21 protein-coding genes are annotated in these 17,619 nt (G+C 56.3%); 13 read left to right on the top strand and 8 right to left on the bottom strand.

Annotated features, from left to right (window positions below; all coding sequences use genetic code 11):
- Positions 1 to 46: 46 nt before the first annotated feature.
- Positions 47 to 1,291, bottom strand: coding sequence for a DUF1479 domain-containing protein (locus ACUTQY_RS05135; protein ID WP_042785138.1), 1,245 nt, complete (start codon positions 1,289 to 1,291; stop codon positions 47 to 49).
- Between the two features lie 168 nt (positions 1,292 to 1,459).
- Between ACUTQY_RS05135 and ACUTQY_RS05130 the strand changes: the two genes are divergently transcribed.
- The 3 genes from ACUTQY_RS05130 (at position 1,460) to ACUTQY_RS05120 (ending at position 3,984) form a co-directional block, all read left to right on the top strand.
- On the top strand, positions 1,460 to 1,999 hold the full coding sequence (locus tag ACUTQY_RS05130; RefSeq protein WP_033643935.1) for a GNAT family N-acetyltransferase: 540 nt from the start codon (positions 1,460 to 1,462) through the stop codon (positions 1,997 to 1,999).
- Between the two features lie 119 nt (positions 2,000 to 2,118).
- Complete coding sequence (alaC, locus tag ACUTQY_RS05125) at positions 2,119 to 3,348, top strand: alanine transaminase (RefSeq protein WP_033643934.1); 1,230 nt, start codon at positions 2,119 to 2,121, stop codon at positions 3,346 to 3,348.
- 111 nt (positions 3,349 to 3,459) lie between these two features.
- Entirely contained in the window at positions 3,460 to 3,984 is a 525-nt protein-coding gene (locus ACUTQY_RS05120; RefSeq protein ID WP_033643933.1) for a cytochrome b, read from the top strand.
- 58 nt (positions 3,985 to 4,042) lie between these two features.
- Here the strand turns inward: ACUTQY_RS05120 and ypdK are convergent, their stop codons facing one another.
- The 3 genes from ypdK to ACUTQY_RS05105 form a co-directional block, all read right to left on the bottom strand.
- A complete protein-coding gene (ypdK, locus tag ACUTQY_RS05115; RefSeq protein ID WP_099782600.1) occupies positions 4,043 to 4,117 on the bottom strand; it encodes a membrane protein YpdK in 75 nt (24 codons plus the stop codon).
- Between the two features lie 558 nt (positions 4,118 to 4,675).
- The gene (locus tag ACUTQY_RS05110) at positions 4,676 to 5,113 is read right to left on the bottom strand and encodes an antitoxin HicB (RefSeq protein ID WP_033651988.1); all 438 of its coding nucleotides are present in this window, start codon (positions 5,111 to 5,113) and stop codon (positions 4,676 to 4,678) included.
- An 83-nt stretch (positions 5,114 to 5,196) separates the two neighbouring features.
- The gene (locus tag ACUTQY_RS05105) at positions 5,197 to 5,649 is read right to left on the bottom strand and encodes a DUF805 domain-containing protein (RefSeq protein ID WP_033643931.1); all 453 of its coding nucleotides are present in this window, start codon (positions 5,647 to 5,649) and stop codon (positions 5,197 to 5,199) included.
- Between the two features lie 279 nt (positions 5,650 to 5,928).
- Here ACUTQY_RS05105 and mltB point away from each other — a divergent pair, with 279 nt between their 5' ends.
- Positions 5,929 to 7,017 (top strand): lytic murein transglycosylase B, encoded by a 1,089-nt coding sequence (mltB, locus tag ACUTQY_RS05100; RefSeq protein WP_046687577.1) that lies wholly within the window; start codon positions 5,929 to 5,931, stop codon positions 7,015 to 7,017.
- Positions 7,018 to 7,074: 57 nt separating this feature from the next.
- Here mltB and ACUTQY_RS05095 read toward each other — a convergent pair whose 3' ends face one another.
- Complete coding sequence (locus ACUTQY_RS05095) at positions 7,075 to 8,226, bottom strand: porin (protein ID WP_033632458.1); 1,152 nt, start codon at positions 8,224 to 8,226, stop codon at positions 7,075 to 7,077.
- Between the two features lie 397 nt (positions 8,227 to 8,623).
- On the opposite strand from ACUTQY_RS05095, the gene ACUTQY_RS05090 reads away from it, so the two are divergent.
- Genes ACUTQY_RS05090 through ACUTQY_RS05080 form a run of 3 tightly spaced genes read left to right on the top strand, consistent with a single transcriptional unit; the run spans position 8,624 to position 10,190 of the window.
- Positions 8,624 to 8,914 (top strand): hypothetical protein, encoded by a 291-nt coding sequence (locus tag ACUTQY_RS05090; RefSeq protein ID WP_033643929.1) that lies wholly within the window; start codon positions 8,624 to 8,626, stop codon positions 8,912 to 8,914.
- A 46-nt stretch (positions 8,915 to 8,960) separates the two neighbouring features.
- A complete protein-coding gene (locus ACUTQY_RS05085) occupies positions 8,961 to 9,884 on the top strand; it encodes a DMT family transporter (protein ID WP_046687576.1) in 924 nt (307 codons plus the stop codon).
- A 3-nt stretch (positions 9,885 to 9,887) separates the two neighbouring features.
- Positions 9,888 to 10,190, top strand: a complete 303-nt coding sequence (locus ACUTQY_RS05080; RefSeq protein ID WP_042785132.1) for a hypothetical protein — start codon at positions 9,888 to 9,890, stop codon at positions 10,188 to 10,190.
- A gap of 11 nt (positions 10,191 to 10,201) precedes the next feature.
- Here the strand turns inward: ACUTQY_RS05080 and dsdC are convergent, their stop codons facing one another.
- The 3 genes from dsdC to ACUTQY_RS05065 all read right to left on the bottom strand — a co-directional run bounded on the left by dsdC (position 10,202) and on the right by ACUTQY_RS05065 (position 13,466).
- On the bottom strand, positions 10,202 to 11,131 hold the full coding sequence (dsdC, locus tag ACUTQY_RS05075) for a DNA-binding transcriptional regulator DsdC (RefSeq protein WP_033651984.1): 930 nt from the start codon (positions 11,129 to 11,131) through the stop codon (positions 10,202 to 10,204).
- A 452-nt stretch (positions 11,132 to 11,583) separates the two neighbouring features.
- Positions 11,584 to 11,835, bottom strand: coding sequence for a CsbD family protein (locus ACUTQY_RS05070; RefSeq protein WP_033643925.1), 252 nt, complete (start codon positions 11,833 to 11,835; stop codon positions 11,584 to 11,586).
- A 134-nt stretch (positions 11,836 to 11,969) separates the two neighbouring features.
- A complete protein-coding gene (locus ACUTQY_RS05065; protein ID WP_046687575.1) occupies positions 11,970 to 13,466 on the bottom strand; it encodes a PAS domain S-box protein in 1,497 nt (498 codons plus the stop codon).
- A 227-nt stretch (positions 13,467 to 13,693) separates the two neighbouring features.
- Between ACUTQY_RS05065 and ACUTQY_RS05060 the strand changes: the two genes are divergently transcribed.
- From ACUTQY_RS05060 to ACUTQY_RS05035, 6 genes are all read left to right on the top strand, one after another.
- On the top strand, positions 13,694 to 14,665 hold the full coding sequence (locus tag ACUTQY_RS05060) for a YrzE family protein (protein WP_046687574.1): 972 nt from the start codon (positions 13,694 to 13,696) through the stop codon (positions 14,663 to 14,665).
- A gap of 1 nt (position 14,666) precedes the next feature.
- The gene (locus ACUTQY_RS05055) at positions 14,667 to 14,888 is read left to right on the top strand and encodes a hypothetical protein (RefSeq protein WP_033643922.1); all 222 of its coding nucleotides are present in this window, start codon (positions 14,667 to 14,669) and stop codon (positions 14,886 to 14,888) included.
- Positions 14,889 to 15,587: 699 nt separating this feature from the next.
- Positions 15,588 to 16,388 carry a helix-turn-helix domain-containing protein gene (locus tag ACUTQY_RS05050; protein WP_033643921.1) on the top strand — a complete coding sequence of 267 codons (801 nt, stop codon included), beginning with the start codon at positions 15,588 to 15,590 and terminating at the stop codon, positions 16,386 to 16,388.
- Positions 16,389 to 16,407: 19 nt separating this feature from the next.
- The gene (locus tag ACUTQY_RS05045; protein WP_052752700.1) at positions 16,408 to 16,668 is read left to right on the top strand and encodes a hypothetical protein; all 261 of its coding nucleotides are present in this window, start codon (positions 16,408 to 16,410) and stop codon (positions 16,666 to 16,668) included.
- Positions 16,669 to 16,818: 150 nt separating this feature from the next.
- Complete coding sequence (locus ACUTQY_RS05040; RefSeq protein ID WP_052752699.1) at positions 16,819 to 17,235, top strand: lactonase family protein; 417 nt, start codon at positions 16,819 to 16,821, stop codon at positions 17,233 to 17,235.
- A gap of 16 nt (positions 17,236 to 17,251) precedes the next feature.
- Positions 17,252 to 17,449 carry a beta-propeller fold lactonase family protein gene (locus ACUTQY_RS05035; protein WP_052752698.1) on the top strand — a complete coding sequence of 66 codons (198 nt, stop codon included), beginning with the start codon at positions 17,252 to 17,254 and terminating at the stop codon, positions 17,447 to 17,449.
- Positions 17,450 to 17,619: the final 170 nt, after the last annotated feature.

Here is a 17,619-nt window from a genome sequence, read left to right as displayed (position 1 = left end):
ACGGCAGTATACCACAGCGAGAGAGGCCCGTGGCTGGGGGCGGCGGTCAGCGCATCCCGAGCTGCGCTTTGCCCAGCGGCGTCAGCAGCTCGACGGTGGCGCGGCCCTCGAAATCGACCTCGAAATCGTCGGGGGCGAAGTCCGGCGGCGTTCTGCCGTCGATAAAGCTCGGCAGCTGGCGCTGCAGATAGGCGTCGTTTTTCTCGCAGCCCGGCGCGGCGGCGATGTACATCACGTTGCTGTCGAACTCGCCGTTATGTTCGTTCTCCACCGCGTGGATCACATCGCAGTGCCAAAAGACCGTGTCGCCCGGCTCCAGATCGGGAATAGGGGAAATCCCGCTTAATAAAAGGGGATGCCATTTTTCCGAGATCGACAGCGCGCGACCCGGCGCCGCATCGCACAGATCGTCATCGGCGACGTCGTCCTGCAGCGCGCGCAGCAGCACATAGGCCATGGCGTTGGCGATTGGCACCAGGTTCAGCGTGCCGGCGTTGGTGCGCTGCGGCGTCAGCGCCGTCCAGCCCTGGAAGGTGCGGAACATCGAGCAGACCGCCGGAGAGGCTATCTCGCGCACTTCGGTGCGGCCGTCGGCGGCGAAGGGATCGTACTGCTGCCAGTCGCCGGAGAAGACGTGGCGATATACATAGCGGAAGTTCTCGTCCAGCCAGCGCTCGATGGTGCCGCTGTCGACGTGCGGCGACAGGCCCAGCGACGAGGAGTTCGGCGGGCGGCGGCGGGTGCGATCGGCGTAGGTGGCGACGCGAGTCGGATCGAAATGCTGTTTGCCGTTGCTTTCGGTGGCCCACAGGCTGTTGAGAAACACCTGCACCGCATGCATGCGCGCGTCCTGCCGCGCTTCAACCTGCGGTTTTGACCAATAGATGCCGTAGATCTGTGGCTTGCTGGCGGCCAGCTTGCCGAAATAGTTGTCTTCGGCGGCGTTCTTCAATCGCTCGACGAAGTTGTTGCGATCGAGGTAATCGCCGATTTCTCGGTTCCAGCCCTCGGCTTTGGCGCGCGGAAACACCCCGCGAATAGCGCAGGCGCCGCGTTGTTTGATCAGCGCTTTTTGTTGTTCAGTGACGCGCTGCTGCAGGATATCTTCCGCGTCAATTTGCGGCACCGGGTTGTGGCCGGCGGCCAGTTCGCGGCGAATCTGTTCGACCTGGCCGCGGATGTTCTCTTCCAGCGCCTGGAATACGTCGCGATAGTTGGGCAATGCCTGGCGCAGCTGACGCTTGACGTTAACGATCGCCTGCGGAATATCGTCGATGACTAAAGAGGCCATGGTGTTCTCCTGATGCCGCGTGGGTAACGGCGGCGGGCAGTTGTAGGGAATCGGGCAAGACGTTATGGTTTTGTGGTTTTAACGTAAATGATTATCGGCAACCAATCGGGGAAAATAAAGAGATATCTTTCATTCGTAAGTTCCTCTTTTTCGTTTTTCGGAGATTTTATGAAGCTGGTCACTGAACGTCTGCAGTTACAGTCGATAACCGCCGAGGATTGGCCGCTGTTTCTGCGCCTGTACCAAGATCCCGAGGTGATCCGTTACATCTCCGATCCGCGCAGCGAAGCGGAGATCCGCGCACGGTTCGAGGAGCGCCTGCCGGTCTGGGACAAACACGGCGACCAGTGGCTGTGCCTGGTGATGCGTGAGAAGCACAGCGGAGAGGCGGTGGGCATTACCGGCTTTCGCCCGCACTGGGCGCCGTATCGGCAGGCGGAAGTGGGATATGGGAGTTTGCCTTCCGGGCAGGGCAAGGGCTATGGCAAGGAGTCGCTGCGGGCGGTGCTGGATTTTGCGGTGAACGCCTGCGGTTTTCACAAGCTGACCGCCACCGTGACCGCCGGTAACGTCGCCTCGCGCGGCCTGCTGGAGTCGTGTGGTTTCCAGCTGGAGGGCACGCTGCGCGACAACTACCGTCTGGCGGATCAGTGGTGCGACGACTGGCTGTTCGGGCTGCTGGCGGCGGAGTTTCAGAGCGCTAAATAAAAATATCGCGCAGGGTATCGACAAGCTCGTCGGCGCTGCGCTATGTTCGATATTCGGTCAGTTCGCTGGCCAGCGTCGCTCGGACGGTCCGGGCGCTAACGTCTATCGAGGAATCCCCTATGGCTGATAACAGTCCACAGCGCCGTTTCACGCGCATTGAACGCCTTCCCCCTTACGTATTCAACATCACCGCCGAACTGAAGATGGCCGCACGCCGTCGCGGCGAGGATATTATCGACTTCAGCATGGGTAACCCCGACGGCCCGACGCCGCCGCACATCGTGGAAAAACTGTGCGCCGTCGCCCAGCGCGACGACACCCACGGTTATTCCACCTCGCGCGGCATTCCGCGCCTGCGCCGCGCCATTTCGCGCTGGTATGCCGATCGTTATCAGGTGGATATCGATCCGGAAAGCGAAGCCATCGTCACTATCGGTTCGAAAGAGGGGCTGGCGCACCTGATGCTGGCGACCCTCGATCACGGCGATACCGTGCTGGTGCCGAACCCCAGTTACCCGATCCACATTTACGGCGCGGTGATCGCCGGCGCTCAGGTGCGCTCGGTGCCGCTGGTGGACGGCGTGGATTTCTTCGGTGAGCTGGAGCGCGCCATTCGCGAAACCATTCCGCGCCCGAAAATGATGATCCTCGGCTTCCCGTCCAACCCGACAGCCCAGTGCGTGGAGCTGGATTTCTTCGAGCGGGTGGTGGCGCTGGCCAAGCAGTACAACGTGCTGGTGATCCACGATCTGGCCTATGCCGATATCGTCTATGACGGCTGGAAAGCGCCGTCGATCATGCAGGTGCCGGGGGCGAAAGACATTGCGGTGGAGTTCTTCACCCTGTCGAAAAGCTACAACATGGCCGGCTGGCGCATCGGTTTCATGGTCGGCAATCCCGAACTGGTCAGCGCGTTGGCGCGCATCAAGAGCTATCACGACTACGGGACCTTTACGCCGCTGCAGGTGGCGGCCATCGCCGCGCTGGAAGGCGATCAGCAGTGCGTGCGCGATATCGCCGAACAGTATCGGCAGCGCCGCAATGTGTTGGTGAAAGGGCTGCATGAGGCCGGCTGGATGGTGGAAAACCCGAAGGCGTCGATGTACGTCTGGGCGAAAATTCCCGAACCTTATGCCCATCTCGGTTCGCTGGAGTTCGCCAAACGCCTGTTGGCGGAAGCCAAGGTTTGCGTTTCGCCGGGCATCGGCTTCGGCGACTATGGCGATACCCATGTGCGCTTCGCGCTGATCGAAAATCAGGACCGTATTCGCCAGGCGGTGCGCGGCATCAAGGCCATGTTCCGCGCGGACGGGTTGCTGATGCCGGGCAAAGGCGGCGGCGCCAAATAATCCTGTCAGGCCGGACGTTTGTCCGGCCTTATTTTTTCCCGTCCCAAGGTTTTCTTCATTATTTCCCCATTATGCTCGACTACGCTGAATTTTATTTTTTGGATAGAGTGTATGAGCAACCGCTACGCGCGATCGCAAATTGTTTTACATTGGTTGACGCTGCTGATGGTGATCCTCACCTACGCGGCGATGTTGCTGAAGGATTCGGTGCCGGAGGCGTGGGCGCCGCTGGTCAAAAATCTGCACTTTAATTTTGGGGCTTCGGTTTTTGCCCTGATGCTGATTCGGCTGGCGGTGCGCACCCTCCACGCGACGCCGCCGACCACGCCGCCGCTGGAGGAATGGCAGGAAGTGGGCGCCAAGATCTTCCATTGGCTGCTGTACGTGGTATTCCTGATGTTGCCGCTGCTGGGCGTGTTAACCCTGGCCTACGGCGGGAAATCGTGGACTTTACTGGGGTGGCCGGTACCGCAATGGGTGACGCCGGATCCGGTGATGCGCAAGCTGGTTAAAACGGTTCATGAGACGCTGGCGAATATCGGCTACTTTATCATTGGCGCGCATGCGCTGGCGGCGCTGTATCACCACTACCTGCGCAAGGACGACACCCTGCGCCGCATGATGCCGGGCAAATAACGGCGAACGACGGAAACGACAAAGGGACGCTCGCGCGTCCCTTTGGCTGTGTTCCCGGTCAGGCAACCATCAACATGAAGGTGCCAACCCAGGCAACCAGCATGAATGACACGCCCATCAAAAAATATTTCACTGAACAACTCCTGTCTGGAGTCCTCGCCAGCAATGATCCCGATTGTTGTGCTGAGTGTTTTATGGGCAACCTGTTTGTCGGGCGGGTTCTTCCAAACGAAAGAACAACGTCCTCGCGCGCGGGTTGTCCGGTTGTCGCGCCTCATGCTCCGTGAGGTAAAATCCGAACCGCGACAGGATCGGCGCTAATGTACTCTCAATACTGGTCTGATTTCAATACTGTGTTTTTGATCACAATTTTTGGCTGTTTTTTGAACAGGGTGCGCTGTTTTATAACGCTTTTTATCGGCGGGCGACAGGAACTAGCCCGCCGTGGCGGGCTGTAAAATAAGGGATGAAGCAATGCAGCGGCAGGCGCTCAGGCGACGGCGTTGATGCCGGTCGCCAGAATGACCCAAAAAACGAGACAAGACAGCAGAATAACGGCCCAAATATGACGGCGACTCCACTCCATTTTTAGCCTTCGTTGTTGCGACAGAGGATTAGGTAACGATCACATCGGCGCGAATGGAGGAAAATTTAGCCCCTGCGGGTAATATTTTGCTTACCTGTTGCTAACTTATTGGCAAACTTCGCTTATTGTCACGCGCACGTCGTAGCCCAACAGATACAGCGCCTGCTCCAACGCTTCCACCTTCGAGGCGTAACCGATATCCAGCAACCGCTCCATTTGCCCACCGTTGAAACCCAGCTTGCGCGCCAGCGCCGCTTTACCGGTGTTTTTGCGCAGCATGGCGTTGTGCAGTTCGATTTTCAGCGCCACCAGCGCCGGCAGGTGTACCCTCAACTCATCGGCTTGCAGAGGAGAAGGGGCGGGCAGGGGCAAACCTTCATCCATCGTGGCGGCGATGGCGGCCAACAGGCTTTCCTGCGCCTCCAGTTCGATGTCTTCGCGTTTATAGCAGGCGGTTTGCCACTCGGGGAAGTCGCGAAAACCGATCTGCCAGGCGTCGCTGTCGCGATCGAAGGCGTAATGGGCGAAGTAATGGCTGAACATGGCGATCCCTGATTAAAACCTGAATGAGGCGCTATTGTGACGGCACGGCCGGCGGATAGCCATAGCCTTGAGCGGAATGGCGCTCAATCGGTCTGTTCACGCGGCTTGCGTCGCAGCCCGTCGGGCGGCAACAGCAGGGCGCAGACCATGACTGCCAGACTGAACAGCGGCAGCCAGCGCGCTACCGGGCCGGGGGAGTAGTTGTTGAGCACCGAGCAAACATAGCACGCTACGGCCAACGCCCAACCGGGCAGGCCGATATCGTTGAGTCGGAATGCGGTTTTGGCCATGAACCACGTGACCAGGCCGAAACAGAACAACGCCCACACCATAATGCACAGCAGATACAGCAGCACCGAGACGAATTCGGCGCCGTCGCCGTGCGCGTGGGCGCGAAAATGGTTTTTATCCAGATAGGTCGACAGAAACGACAGCAGCACGATACCGATGGCGAAGATCGCCAGCGAGAAAATAAACGGTTTGCGCGAGATGCGCCCACGGTACAGGTCTTTGGCGAGTTGTCCGAGAGATTCCATCACAGTCCATTGTCGTGATCATTGCGGCGATAGCCGGGTGGCAAGCAGTCGGGCATTTTATCGGGGCAAACGTGGGCGTCAAGGTGATAACTTTTCTCATTTAGTTGCGGTTGAGATTCAGCGCGGCCGCACCGGGCGTTCTTTGCCCGTGCAAAACGTCACAATTTGGCACGTTTGGCTACCTGACGCGGTCATTGGCGGCATAATCCTGTTTGTTCGCGTTGAACAATGCATTAACATAACTCCCACTTATCTCTTGCATGGCTATATGGATATCCGATGCGTCACCTGGTTGCGCTTTTACCGCTGATTACCTTGCTTGCTGCCTGTAGCAGCACGCCGAAACCCAGTACCACCGCTACGCCGCAGAGCACCCCGGTAAAGGGCGGCTTTTTGCTGAGCCCGGCGCACAGCGGCGCGCCGCTGGGTGGGGATTTCGCCAATAACCCGAATACCGCGCGCTTTATCGAGAAGATGGTGCAGGAACACGGTTTTGACCGGCAGCAGCTGCACGACGTGCTGGCGCAGGCTCGGCGATTGGATTCGGTGCTGCGGCTGATGGACAGGCAGGCGCCGACGCCGTCTACCCAGGGGCCAACCGGGCCGAATGGCTCCTGGCTGCGCTACCGCAACAAGTTCATCACCCCGGATAACGTGCAAAACGGCGTAGTGTTCTGGAATCAATATCAGGATGCGCTGCAGCGCGCCTGGCAGGTGTACGGCGTGCCGCCGGAGATTATCGTGGGGATTATCGGCGTGGAAACCCGTTGGGGCCGCGTAATGGGTAAAACCCGCATTATCGATGCGCTGGCGACGCTGGCCTTCGACTACCCGCGCCGCGCCGATTACTTCGCCGGTGAGCTGGAAACCTTCCTGCTGATGTCGCGCACCGAAGGTGACGATCCGCTCGAGTTGCGCGGCTCCTTCGCCGGTGCGATGGGCTATGGGCAGTTCATGCCTTCTTCCTTCAAAAGCTACGCGGTAGACTTCAACGGCGATGGGCATATCAACCTGTGGGATCCGGTCGATGCCATCGGCAGCGTGGCCAATTACTTCAAGGCGCACGGCTGGTCCAAGGGCGAGCCGGTCGCCATTCAGGCCAACGGCCAGGCGCCGGGGTTGGAAAACGGCTTCAAGACGCGCTACTCGGTCGCCGCGCTGGCCGAAGCCGGCCTGAGCCCGCAGGGTTCGCTTGGTGATAACCAAGAGGCCAGCCTGCTGCGGCTGGATGTCGGCACCGGCTACCAGTATTGGTACGGTCTGCCGAACTTCTACGTTATCACCCGCTATAACCACAGCACCCATTACGCCATGGCGGTATGGCAACTGGGCGAAGCGGTCGGGCGCTCGGCGCGCGGCGGCTTCTGACGCTGTGTCAATAAACGAAAAAGGCCGCTTGCGCGGCCTTTTTTGCATTCTGAGCAATCAGAAATCGTAGCGCAGACGCACCACGGTCATATCGCCGAGGTTGTCGGTGCTCGATGTTAGCACGTGCTCCACGTCAACGCGGAAACCGTAGTCAAACTGTACGGTCACCCCGAGGCCGTTATCGATGCGCTGGTAGTTGCGGCCGGTGATGTATTCCAGGCGATCGCCCATAAAGTACGGCATCACCGATTTCACCGCGTACTGACCTACCGGCACGGTATAACCGGCCAGGTATTCGATACCCCACGCATCGCCGGCGAAGTAATTATTGACGTCGGCTTTCTTGGTGGTCAGGAAGTCGTTGTAGTAACCGCCGCCGAAGGTCAGGGTCCAGTTGTCCGGTTTCCAGCTGATGGCGGTGCCGAAAATGTTCTGATCGTAGCTTTTGCTGCCGCTGGTGGACGGGTTGCGCATTTCGGCGCGGGTGTAGTTCCAGGCGGTGCCCCAGGTCAGATCCGGCGTAATGTGGTAATCCACGCCCAGAGAGCCGCCGCCTTTGCGCTTGTAGCGCAGGCCGTTGCCCGGCAGGTAGTCGCTGTCGCTGAACAGGTACGAAGCGTAAACGTCCGCATCGCCGAAGCGGTTCTTGTACTTCAGCATTTTGCGTGAACGGTAAGAGCCGTCGTAGTCGCCGTTAATGCCGTTGCCCGGCGCCTGGGCCAGCATGTCGTAGTCCCAGATATCGGTCTTGGCGCCAACCACATCATAGTAAACGCTGTTCTGCTGACCGAAGGTCATCTGGCCCCAGGTGTTGCTTTTCAGGCCGGTGTACAGCATGCGGCGGCTGGTGTTTCTTGCGCCGTCGGCATAGTGATGATCCCAGTCAAACAGCGCCGGAATGTTCACGCCCAGCTCGTAGTAGCTGATCCAGCTGATATCGTCGAACAGATAGTAGTCCGCCGCGAAACGGAAGCGGGTGCCGCCGTCGAAGCCGTTACGCTTGTACGAGCCCTTGTCACCGTCGCCCGTCATGTTGTTGAACTGCGGACGAATACTGCCGCCAACGGTGAAGTTCAGGCGGCTGAGCGGATCGCCGGCCTGTGGATCTTGCTTCAGCAGGGTGATTTCCGCCTGAGCGGCGAACGACGCGCTGCCGATCGCCAGACCCAGCGCCACCGCTTGAGTCATTACGCGCAATTTCATTGCCATGTGTTATCCCTGTTTTAGGTATGACCGCCCTCATCAGCGCCGCCATGCCGATGTTTTGCGCAGAAAGCTGCGTTTTTGCGCATTTTGACGGTTTTTTTTGGTGTTTTAGCGGCGGGCGGCATTTGTAGCATAAACGGTGAAATAAATAATTACTTTTCTTGCTAATTATTGTCCGGTTTTTGACCATTTCGTGCGGTGAAAGTGGCCGCTCTGCCTCTCTCTCCACTCGGATGAATTCATTTAACGCCAAGGTTTATATTTTTCATTTGTCAGTCACCAACCCCAGCCTGTAATTTCAGCCATGCAAGAGATAATTAATTCCAGCCTGTCACCGCCGTATTAACGTGAGGCATTTTTGCGTAATCGGTTGGCAGGAATAAGCGATTGGGAGGTCGCCATGAGAAACCTGTTAATGTTGTTGGTGGGGCTGTTTTCATTACCGGCGATGGCGGCGGAGTCGCACGTCTGCCATTCTCAAGCTTATGATTATGCAGAGGTTAGTAAGCTAAGGTTGTCTGACGACACTCTGTTTTTCTGCCGCGGCGTGGGGCGCCTGACGATCCCGGAATTGGCGCGAAAAGGCTGGAAGGTGATTCACCTGGCGCAGCAAACTGAATATACCGACTCCGTCGACAGCGATGGCGAAGTTATTAAGCTTTATCAGGAAATCGTGGTGTATAAAGAATAACGCGACGGCAGCCTGTGATTATTTCAACGGCGGCGGGAACCCTATTATGAATGCAAGAATCGGTATCGACGGCAGGGCTGCCGCCGCCATGGTGATGCTATGCGCCATTTGGGGAATGCAGCAGGTGGCGATCAAGGCCGCTGAACCGGATGTGTCGGCGGTGCTGCAAATTGCCATTCGCTCCGGTCTTGCCGCGCTGGGGGTTTACCTACTGGCGCGCTGCCGCGGCGAGTGCTTCACCTGGGATCGTGCCACGCTGAGCGCCGGTTTGAGCGTAGGGGCATTGTTCGCGCTGGAGTTCTTTTTTGTCTCCGAAGGGCTGCGCTATACCAGCGCTTCGCATATGGCGGTGTTTTTGTATACCGCGCCGCTGTTTTCCGCTCTCGGCCTGCATTTTCTGATTCGCCAGGAACGCCTGTCGTCGGTGCAGTGGCTTGGCATGCTCATCGCCTTTGGCGGCGTGGTGTTGGCCATATCGGGCATGGCTGAGGGCAGCGGCGCTGCAGCTCGGTTGAAGGGCGATCTCTACGGTCTGCTGGCGGGGATCGCCTGGGGCGGTTCTACGCTGGTGATCCGTACCACGCGTCTGGCGGAGTGCCCGGCTAAACAGACGCTGCTGTTCCAGTTGACGGGCGCCTGCGTGCTGCTGTCGTTGCTGGCGATAGCGTCGGGCAATTTGCACGTCGTTCTGAGCCGGGTGGCCTGGAGTAGCCTGCTGTTCCAAACGGTGATCGTGTCGTTTTTCAGTTACCTGATCTGGTTTTCACTGTTGCGTCGTTATCAGGCGTCCTCGCTGGGCATTCTCACCTTTATGACGCCGGTATTCGGCATCCTGGCCGGCGTCGTCATGCTCGGCGAGCCGCTGCAAATTGAGTTTGTATTGGGTGCCGTGCTGATCGTGCTGGGGTTAATCGTGGTGAGTTGTTCATATCTTATTTATTTTGACCGTAGGGTGGCACCAAAAATATAAATTATGGATGTTGATGTACAGAATTACCAAATAAGCTGCGAAAGCCAATTCATTATTCAGATGCAAATATCCCGCTATGCCTGGGGCGTGCCGTTGATTACGCTCAGCGATAACGGTGACTTTACCGTGATAAGAAGCCGAGGTTGGTCGAAATTGGCTAACGGGATGCCGCTGGAGGTTTATTACTTTGCCAATAATTCCCTGCTGACCTGGGATAAAAATCGCAAATATATCTCTTATTCAAAGGCCGGCCGGCTCTATGCCTGCGCGTTGCATTTTTCTTATTCTCCCAAAGTATGGCGATAACCCTCTGGCCATCAGACCAGAGGGGATATTTTCATGATCCACTGCTTAAACGCGAGGATCTTCGGCCACTGCCGCTCGGAGATGGTCGAGGTAAAATAGCAGTGTTCGCAGGGCACGGTCATATCGGCGAACGGAATGATCAGCTCGCCGCTTTTGATCCAGTCCTGCACCAGATTAAGCCGCCCCATGGCGACGCCAAGGTGCCGCGTAGCGGCCAGCACCGCGAGATCGGAACGGTCGAACTCCATACTTTTACTGTCGGTATCCAGCCCCAGCGCAAAGTGTTGTGACCAGGTTTGCCACTCATCTTCGCCGGAGTTGTAGCGATCGTGCAGCAGCGTACAGTGAGCCAGGTTTTCCGGCGCATCATACAGATTGTGTGCGGCGGCGTACTGCGGCGTGCAGATCGGCACCATCGATTCCTGCATAAAGGCTTCTTCCAGATGCCGCCCCGAGCGCAGTTTGCCGAAGTACATCGCCAGATCCACGCCGCGGTTGGCCAGGTTGATGATTTCCTGCCCGGTCAGAATGTTGAGGTGAATGGTGGGGTGCTGGGCGATAAAATCGCCGATGCGCGGCAGCAGCAGACATTGCACCAGGGACGGGTGCGAGTAGAGGGTCAAGGTCCCCGTCAACTCGCGATTTTTGATGTCCAGGATTTCCTGATTCAAGGTGTTGAAGGAGCTGTCCAGCGCCCATTGCATACGCTCGCCCTCCGGCGTCAGCGTAATTCTGCGATGAAAGCGTTGGAATAGCAGAAACCCCAATTCCTTTTCGAGCAAATTAATGCGGTGGCTCACGGCGCTGGGGGTGATCGACAATTCTTGTGCCGCCAGCGCAAAAGATAAATGACGGGCGACGCATTCGAAAGTATGCAGCCTGGAAAATTGATAGCTGGTCAGCGGGGTCGCCCGCTGCGAATGTTTTTTACTGGGGAACATGCTATTTCTCCGTGCGCATAATCCGGCAATATTAACATTTAATGGCACGGAGGATAAACCCAGCCTGATTGATATATTCGGTTTTTATGCCGAGGAATTTCGTTATGTTGAGGGTAAATTAACTTACTGGCATAACAAGCAGAAATAACAGGCACAGGGGGCGTTGATTGAGAGGGCGATGATAATCAGCAATAGGACGAATATAATAAAAGAGGTGCCGTTAAGCCGCGAGTAAAGGCGGTGTGCGACAGCCTGAACGATAAAGGCTCATGTTCCATGCGGGATATAACGGTTTCGCCATAATAATCCGTGGCATGGCGACGCAGAGCACGCGTTAAGCCCGGATGCCAACGAGAGGGAGGCAGCAATCCCCCGCCTGGCAAAGAACCGTGCCCGGTGGCTGCCCACCGGACACGGCATTCAGGGAAAAGTGGTTTGCTCGTCGGCGCCCATCAACGGCGACGCAGCAGCAGGCCGGCCAACAGACCTGCGCCGGCAACGAGTGCCAACGCGGCGAGGGGATTTTTCTTCATCATGCTGCCGGCGCAGCTCAGGGCGTCGCCGTATTTTTCTTGCAGCGCGCCCACTGCCTGGCGCGTGACGCCTTCGGCCTGCCAACGTTCGTTGCCGCTGACGTCGCCCGCGATTTCCTGCGCTTTGCCCGCCACTTTTTCCATCATGCCATTGGCTTTTTCGCTGTTCATTATGATGCGCTCCTTAGGTTCGATCCGTTTGGCGTTCGCACAGGGCGAAAGCCTGCATTTGCACCGCCATGTTATGCACTTCACTCGGTGCTCATAAGGGGCGTTTGCATCGGTATGGCTAGTGCATTTGCAGGCTACTTGCCATTCATCGAGGCTGGTCCGCCGGTAAACAGCCCGCGTTCTCTGGCCCATACGATGGCTTCGCTGCGGCTGTGCACGCCGAGTTTGGAATAGACCGTCGCGACATGATTGCGAATGGTGTTGAGCGCCAGATTGAGGCGCGCCGCGATTTTCTTGTCCGGCAGTCCCTCGCAGATCAAACCCAGCACATCGCGCTCGCGCGGGGTGAGATCGTTGGCGGCAAACCCGGTCTGGTTGGACCGATTGATGCTTTTCACATTAGCCAGTTTTTCGATCAGGGTTTGGCTAAACCACGAGGCGTCCTGCATCACTTCCTCGATGGCGTTCACCAGCTCCAGCTCCGAGCGCTTGCGTTCGGTAATGTCCATGAGCACCAACAGATAGCAGGGCGCATTATGGATGCTGACGGCATCCGCCGAGGCCACGCAGTCGATTAACTCGCTCCCTTTCTTGCGCACCCGGATGTCCATCCCTTCGACATTGCCGGTTTTTTCCAGGGCGGCAAACAAACGGCTGCCCGCCTCGGGATCGTCAAAAACCGGGATCTCGTCGACCGATTTGCCGACCAAGGCTTCGGCGTCGCATTCGATGGCGCGGACGAAGGCTTCGTTAACATCCAGCACGCGCCGCCCGTCTGCGGTGCACACCAGCGTTGGCACCGGGCTCAGGCGGAAAGATTTGGCGAACCGCTCTTCACTTTCTCGCAGCGCCGATTCAGCCTGGCGCCGGGGTTCGAGATCGGTAAACGTGAACAGCATGCAGTCGTCTTCATTGATGTCCAACGGTTGACCGGCAACCACCACCAGCTTGCTGCCTCCATCGGGCAGTTTCAGCTCGGCCTCCATCTGCGGAATGGTGGCGCCTTCCCCCAGGCGCTGCACGGCCAGCTCTTTATGCTCGGCCTGTTGCAGGACGTCCAGTTCATAAACCGAACGCCCCAAGACCTGTTCACGTTGGTAACCGGTCATATCAAGGAACCCTTGATTGACCTTGACGTAGCGCAGATCGCTGAGCCGACAGATGACCGCCGGCGCCGGATTGGCGTTAAAGGTTTTTTCAAAGCGCTGTTCGGCGCTGGCCCACTCCGTCGCGTCGCTCATGATCAGCGCCAGCAGCTCCGGCTGCCCCTGCGGATCGGTGACGATCAGGCTCCGCAGGCGGTGCACCCAGAAACTGTCCGGATCGTCGACCTGGCGAACTTCCACCACCACATCGGTGAAGGTCTCGCCATCGGCAACCCGGTTCAAAGGGTACTGCTCCAAAGCCAGCGGATGGTTGTTGCGATAGCGCAGGGCAAAACGCGCCGCGTACTCGCCGGCATTGGCCCCCAGGGCTTGCTGGTGGCTCACGCCATGCATGGCTAACGCGGCCTCGTTGGCCCATAGCAGGGTTTGATCGGTATCCGTCAGGATCACGCCGTCGGACAAGCCGGAGATGATTTGCTGCAGGTGGCCGCGGTTGGTTTCGCTGGCCAAGACGGATTGGCTCATGTGTTCTCCGCTAGACAGAAGGGGAGCGGCCTCTCTAGGGGCCGCGGGTTACGCTACTCGCTGAGCAGCTTAGTGCATAACGTGCGTATTCGCAGGGTGTGAATGCACCAGGCGTTCTGGTGCAAATGAACCGGGACGGCCGATGATGTCGCGCGGCAGACTGAATTTGTCTGCGCGGTTTTCTGCCGTGCGTGCAATCACTTGTCCAGAAAATATAAGGAACAACGATGACCACTGTCTATGAATCAAATCGCTTTGCGTTTCAGGTGTCATGGGGCTCGATATTGGCCGGGAGTGCCGTGGCGCTGGTGACTTATCTGATATTCAGCGTGCTGGGGACGGCGATCGGCGCCCAGGCCGTGGATATGATGCAAAAGGGCAACCCGCTGAGCGGATTTGGCACCAGCACCGGGATCTGGCTGCTGGTTTCAACGCTGGCGTCGTTGGCCGCAGGCGCGTTCGTCGCCGGCCGCACCGCGCCGAATCGCGGCGGCTTGCATGGCCTGTTGAGCTGGGCGATCACCACCTTGCTGACCACCTGGTTGATGGTGTCGCTGGCAAGCGGCGTGGTGGGGCTGGCTGGCAACGCGGTTGGCAAAGGGCTCTCGCTGGCGGGCAGCGGCCTGGCGGCGGCGGCGCCAAGCGTGGGCGACAGCCTGAAGCAACAGTTGGATAAAAATGGCATCAGCCTGGACTGGGGAAACCTGGAAAGCCAGTTGAACGCAACGCTTAAGCAGACCGGTAAGCCGGAGCTGGATCCGGCTCGGTTGGAGCAGAAAGCCAATCGGGCGGCCGCCGACGGCAAACAGTCGGCCGTGGATGCTGCGGCCGATCCGGCGCAGGCCGCCACCGAGCTTAAGCAGTGGTTCGAGCGCGTTAAGCAGTCCGGTGAGCCGACGTTGAGCGCCGCCGATAAGGACGCGCTGGTGAATATTGTTGCGGCACGCACCGGCAAGAGCCGTGATGAAGCGAGCCAAATCGTCGATAACTACGCCCAGGCTTATCAGCAGGCGGTGCAGAAGGTGGAAAAACTCAAGGCCGAGGCCGAGCAGAAAGCGCGTGAAGCGGCTGATGAAGCGGCCAAGCAACTCTCTCGCGCCGCGTGGGGCTCACTGCTGATACTGCTGCTGGGCGCTGCGTTGAGCGCCGGCGTGGGGCGAATTGCCGAGTCAACCCGCCGTACCGTCACGGTGAGTTGAGATGGGCAAAAACCTGTCGTGCATCTCGCTGAATTATCGAAAAGTGGCGGGAGCGTCTGCGCCCGTACTGGTCATCGATTTTTGCAACGAGAACAACGAGCGCTACACCTTGCGCTATAACTTGCCGCCGGATACCCCGGAACGGACCGAGCGACGGGTGTCCTTGCTGCTGTATCTGTTGCGTAAGCACAGAGCGGCAGAGATCGACAACCTGACGGACTAATCCGCTCATTGGATGAAAAGCCCAGCTTTGCGTGCTGGGCTTTTTTTTGAGGAGCGGGCGGTTACGGTAACAAACTATGGCGCGTATCGGCTTGGCGCTTGACGGCGGAGAGGCTGGCGCGGTGCGGGAGCATCAATGCCCCCGGGACGGGAAGGCAATATATGACCTCTAACATGATTTGTTGATGCATCCGCTTTTTCTGTGCAGGGAAAGATAAAAAAGAAACTCACTGTTGCGACACGTGATTATTAAGCCTGATGTTCAGGCTTTGCGTTTATTCCTCTCAGTTTCCTTAGCCACGGCTCAGGCTTTACCCATTAGCTGCAATAAGTGTTATCAACAATCAAGGCTATAAAATGCGATTTAATTTCTGATGATGAAATTCCTATTCGGCCATGCAATTGATGCGATAAAAAACACTTTAAGATAAAAAATTTAACAGAAAGTGTGATTCTCACTGGCGGCGCAAGTGCTCCTTCAATAGATGCACTTTGTGTCGTTAAATTTTGTTTTTCTATTTTCTTGTGGGTGGATTTATATAACATGATCATTTTCAGTTATTTATATAATGACCTCTTGGAGGGTGTGAGAATAAAAAGAAGAGGGCGTGATTTTTTAGGATTAATCTTAATGACTTAATTTCTTCGCTTAACGATTTTAATGAAAAGGATACGGCTTTTATAAATGCAAGGAGCGCACATGGATTACAGAAGAGATATTCTTTTACAAGTATTGGAGTATATGGAAAAGAATATTGTGGAAGGGCTTTCGGTTGAGAAGGTTTCAATTATCTCGGGTTACTCTAAATGGCATTTACAGCGGTTGTTTAAGCATTATTTTGGCATTACGCTCGGGACGTATATCAGGAATAGAAAGCTGAGCCGATCGGCTGTCTTGCTCAAACAGCATCAAGGGAACATATTGGATGTCGCCTTGGCATCGGGGTTTGCCTCTCAGCAATGCTACACCCGGGCATTCAAACGTTTCTTTGGCGAAACGCCCAACAGCTTTAGAAACAGCCGGGGATGGGATTTTTCCACGCAGATCCCCCCGTACGGCAACGATAATAAACCCTATTTCTATCATACGGTCATGCCGGATGACATCGAGATGCTGAAGCATTACAAAACATTAATTTTCCATTCTATAAGGAAATACAGAGATGCCAATGATATTGCGCAGACTAATGAGAAACGGCTAAGCAAAAATTGGGGGGCATATAATGTAGAGAAAAGCAGGGGGAATAAATGCCATGCCAACGGCAAGGAGCAGGCGGTTTTTCACTCCATCTTCAACTTCTATATCCCAATGGGCAAATATATTGTTATTCCCTTTATGGGCGAGTTGCCTGAGTACGTTAATTTTTTTGAGGGGATATATGACGCTTACTTGCCGGCTATCAACGCCAAAATGAGGGAAAGCTTCTTTATCGAGCTATATAGAGATGAAAATTCAAACAGTAAAGTTATCAATGTCGATATACTTATTCCTGTGACGTAGTGATGGAAAAGGAGACGTCATGGATAGAGAAAATCGCCCCGATTCGATGAATAAACGGCACCACGCACTCCTGCTACTGTATTTAAGGCTGTCTGCCTTTGGCCGAATCATCGTCGCCGGTTTAGGAAAACGGGCCATTCAATTCATGCTGGCATTTATTCTGTTCATGTTTTCAGGAAATGCGATGGCCAATAATTGGGAACATCAGCCAATCGCAGTAGTCGGTGCCTGGATACATATTTCAAATGCGTCGGCCGATATCCTATACATGCCACACTGAGCCCGGATGGCAAGTTTTTGGTTGCCGCCAACGACTCTGCAGTCAAGGCGTTTCAGGTCTGGCGGCGCTGCTGATTTGCAGCTACGGTAAACTGATTTAACGTGTGCAACATTATCCGTTCATACCTGGTTACGGCATCGTACAGGGGCGTTGGGGGAGAGGCATGCATACTCCACCGCGTTCAGCCGCGATGGTAAACATCTGTACGCGGCAGATATCGACGGGGACAAACTGGACGCCTATCGCTATCGCTCGGATAACACGCAGCCGTTGCAAGCAGGTACTGTATGCGATGCCGGTTTTGTAACCGGCGCTGGTCCACGGCACATGGTGTTATCACCAGAAGGCGAATATGCGTATGTCATCACTGAAATGGTGGGCGAGATCGAGGCGATTACCGTTAACGACAATCGATTGACTCTGAGAGGGAAAGTGAAACTGAACGGCGGCCTCGATTCGGCGGAGGCGAAAAGCGGTGGAGCCGTTATTCTTAGGCCGAGCGGCAGGTATCTTATTGCCACCAATTTGCGGTACCGAAAACCAACTACGGGTATTAAAAATTGCTGAGGATAGCCTGCCGGGTATGTCGACGCGCTATCAGGCCGGCGATATTGAACCGCGCGCGTTCGCGTTCGATGCCGCCAGCCACTCTCTCTATGTTACGAATGTGTTCATTAATACCGTTATGCTGTTCGATTTCGATGATGATTCGGGGGAGTTGAAGGCCAGGGGAGAGGCCGCGACGATCTCTACCCCGACGGATATTAAGTTTTTTAATTAGTGTCAATCGGGGGCTTAAGTCTCTGGCGGCGTGTTTATTAGAGAGAGGGAATGCGTTATTTGCATCGCGTTGGATTAAAGCCGTCAACGTACTATGTGCTATTGCCTAATAATTTAGGCGCAAGGGCTCCTTGAAAGATGTTACATTAATGGCCGGAAATGTATGGAGGG

This window comes from Serratia sp. TSA_130.1 (genome assembly GCF_052691795.1).
This window is presented reverse-complemented; position numbering and strand designations above follow the sequence as displayed.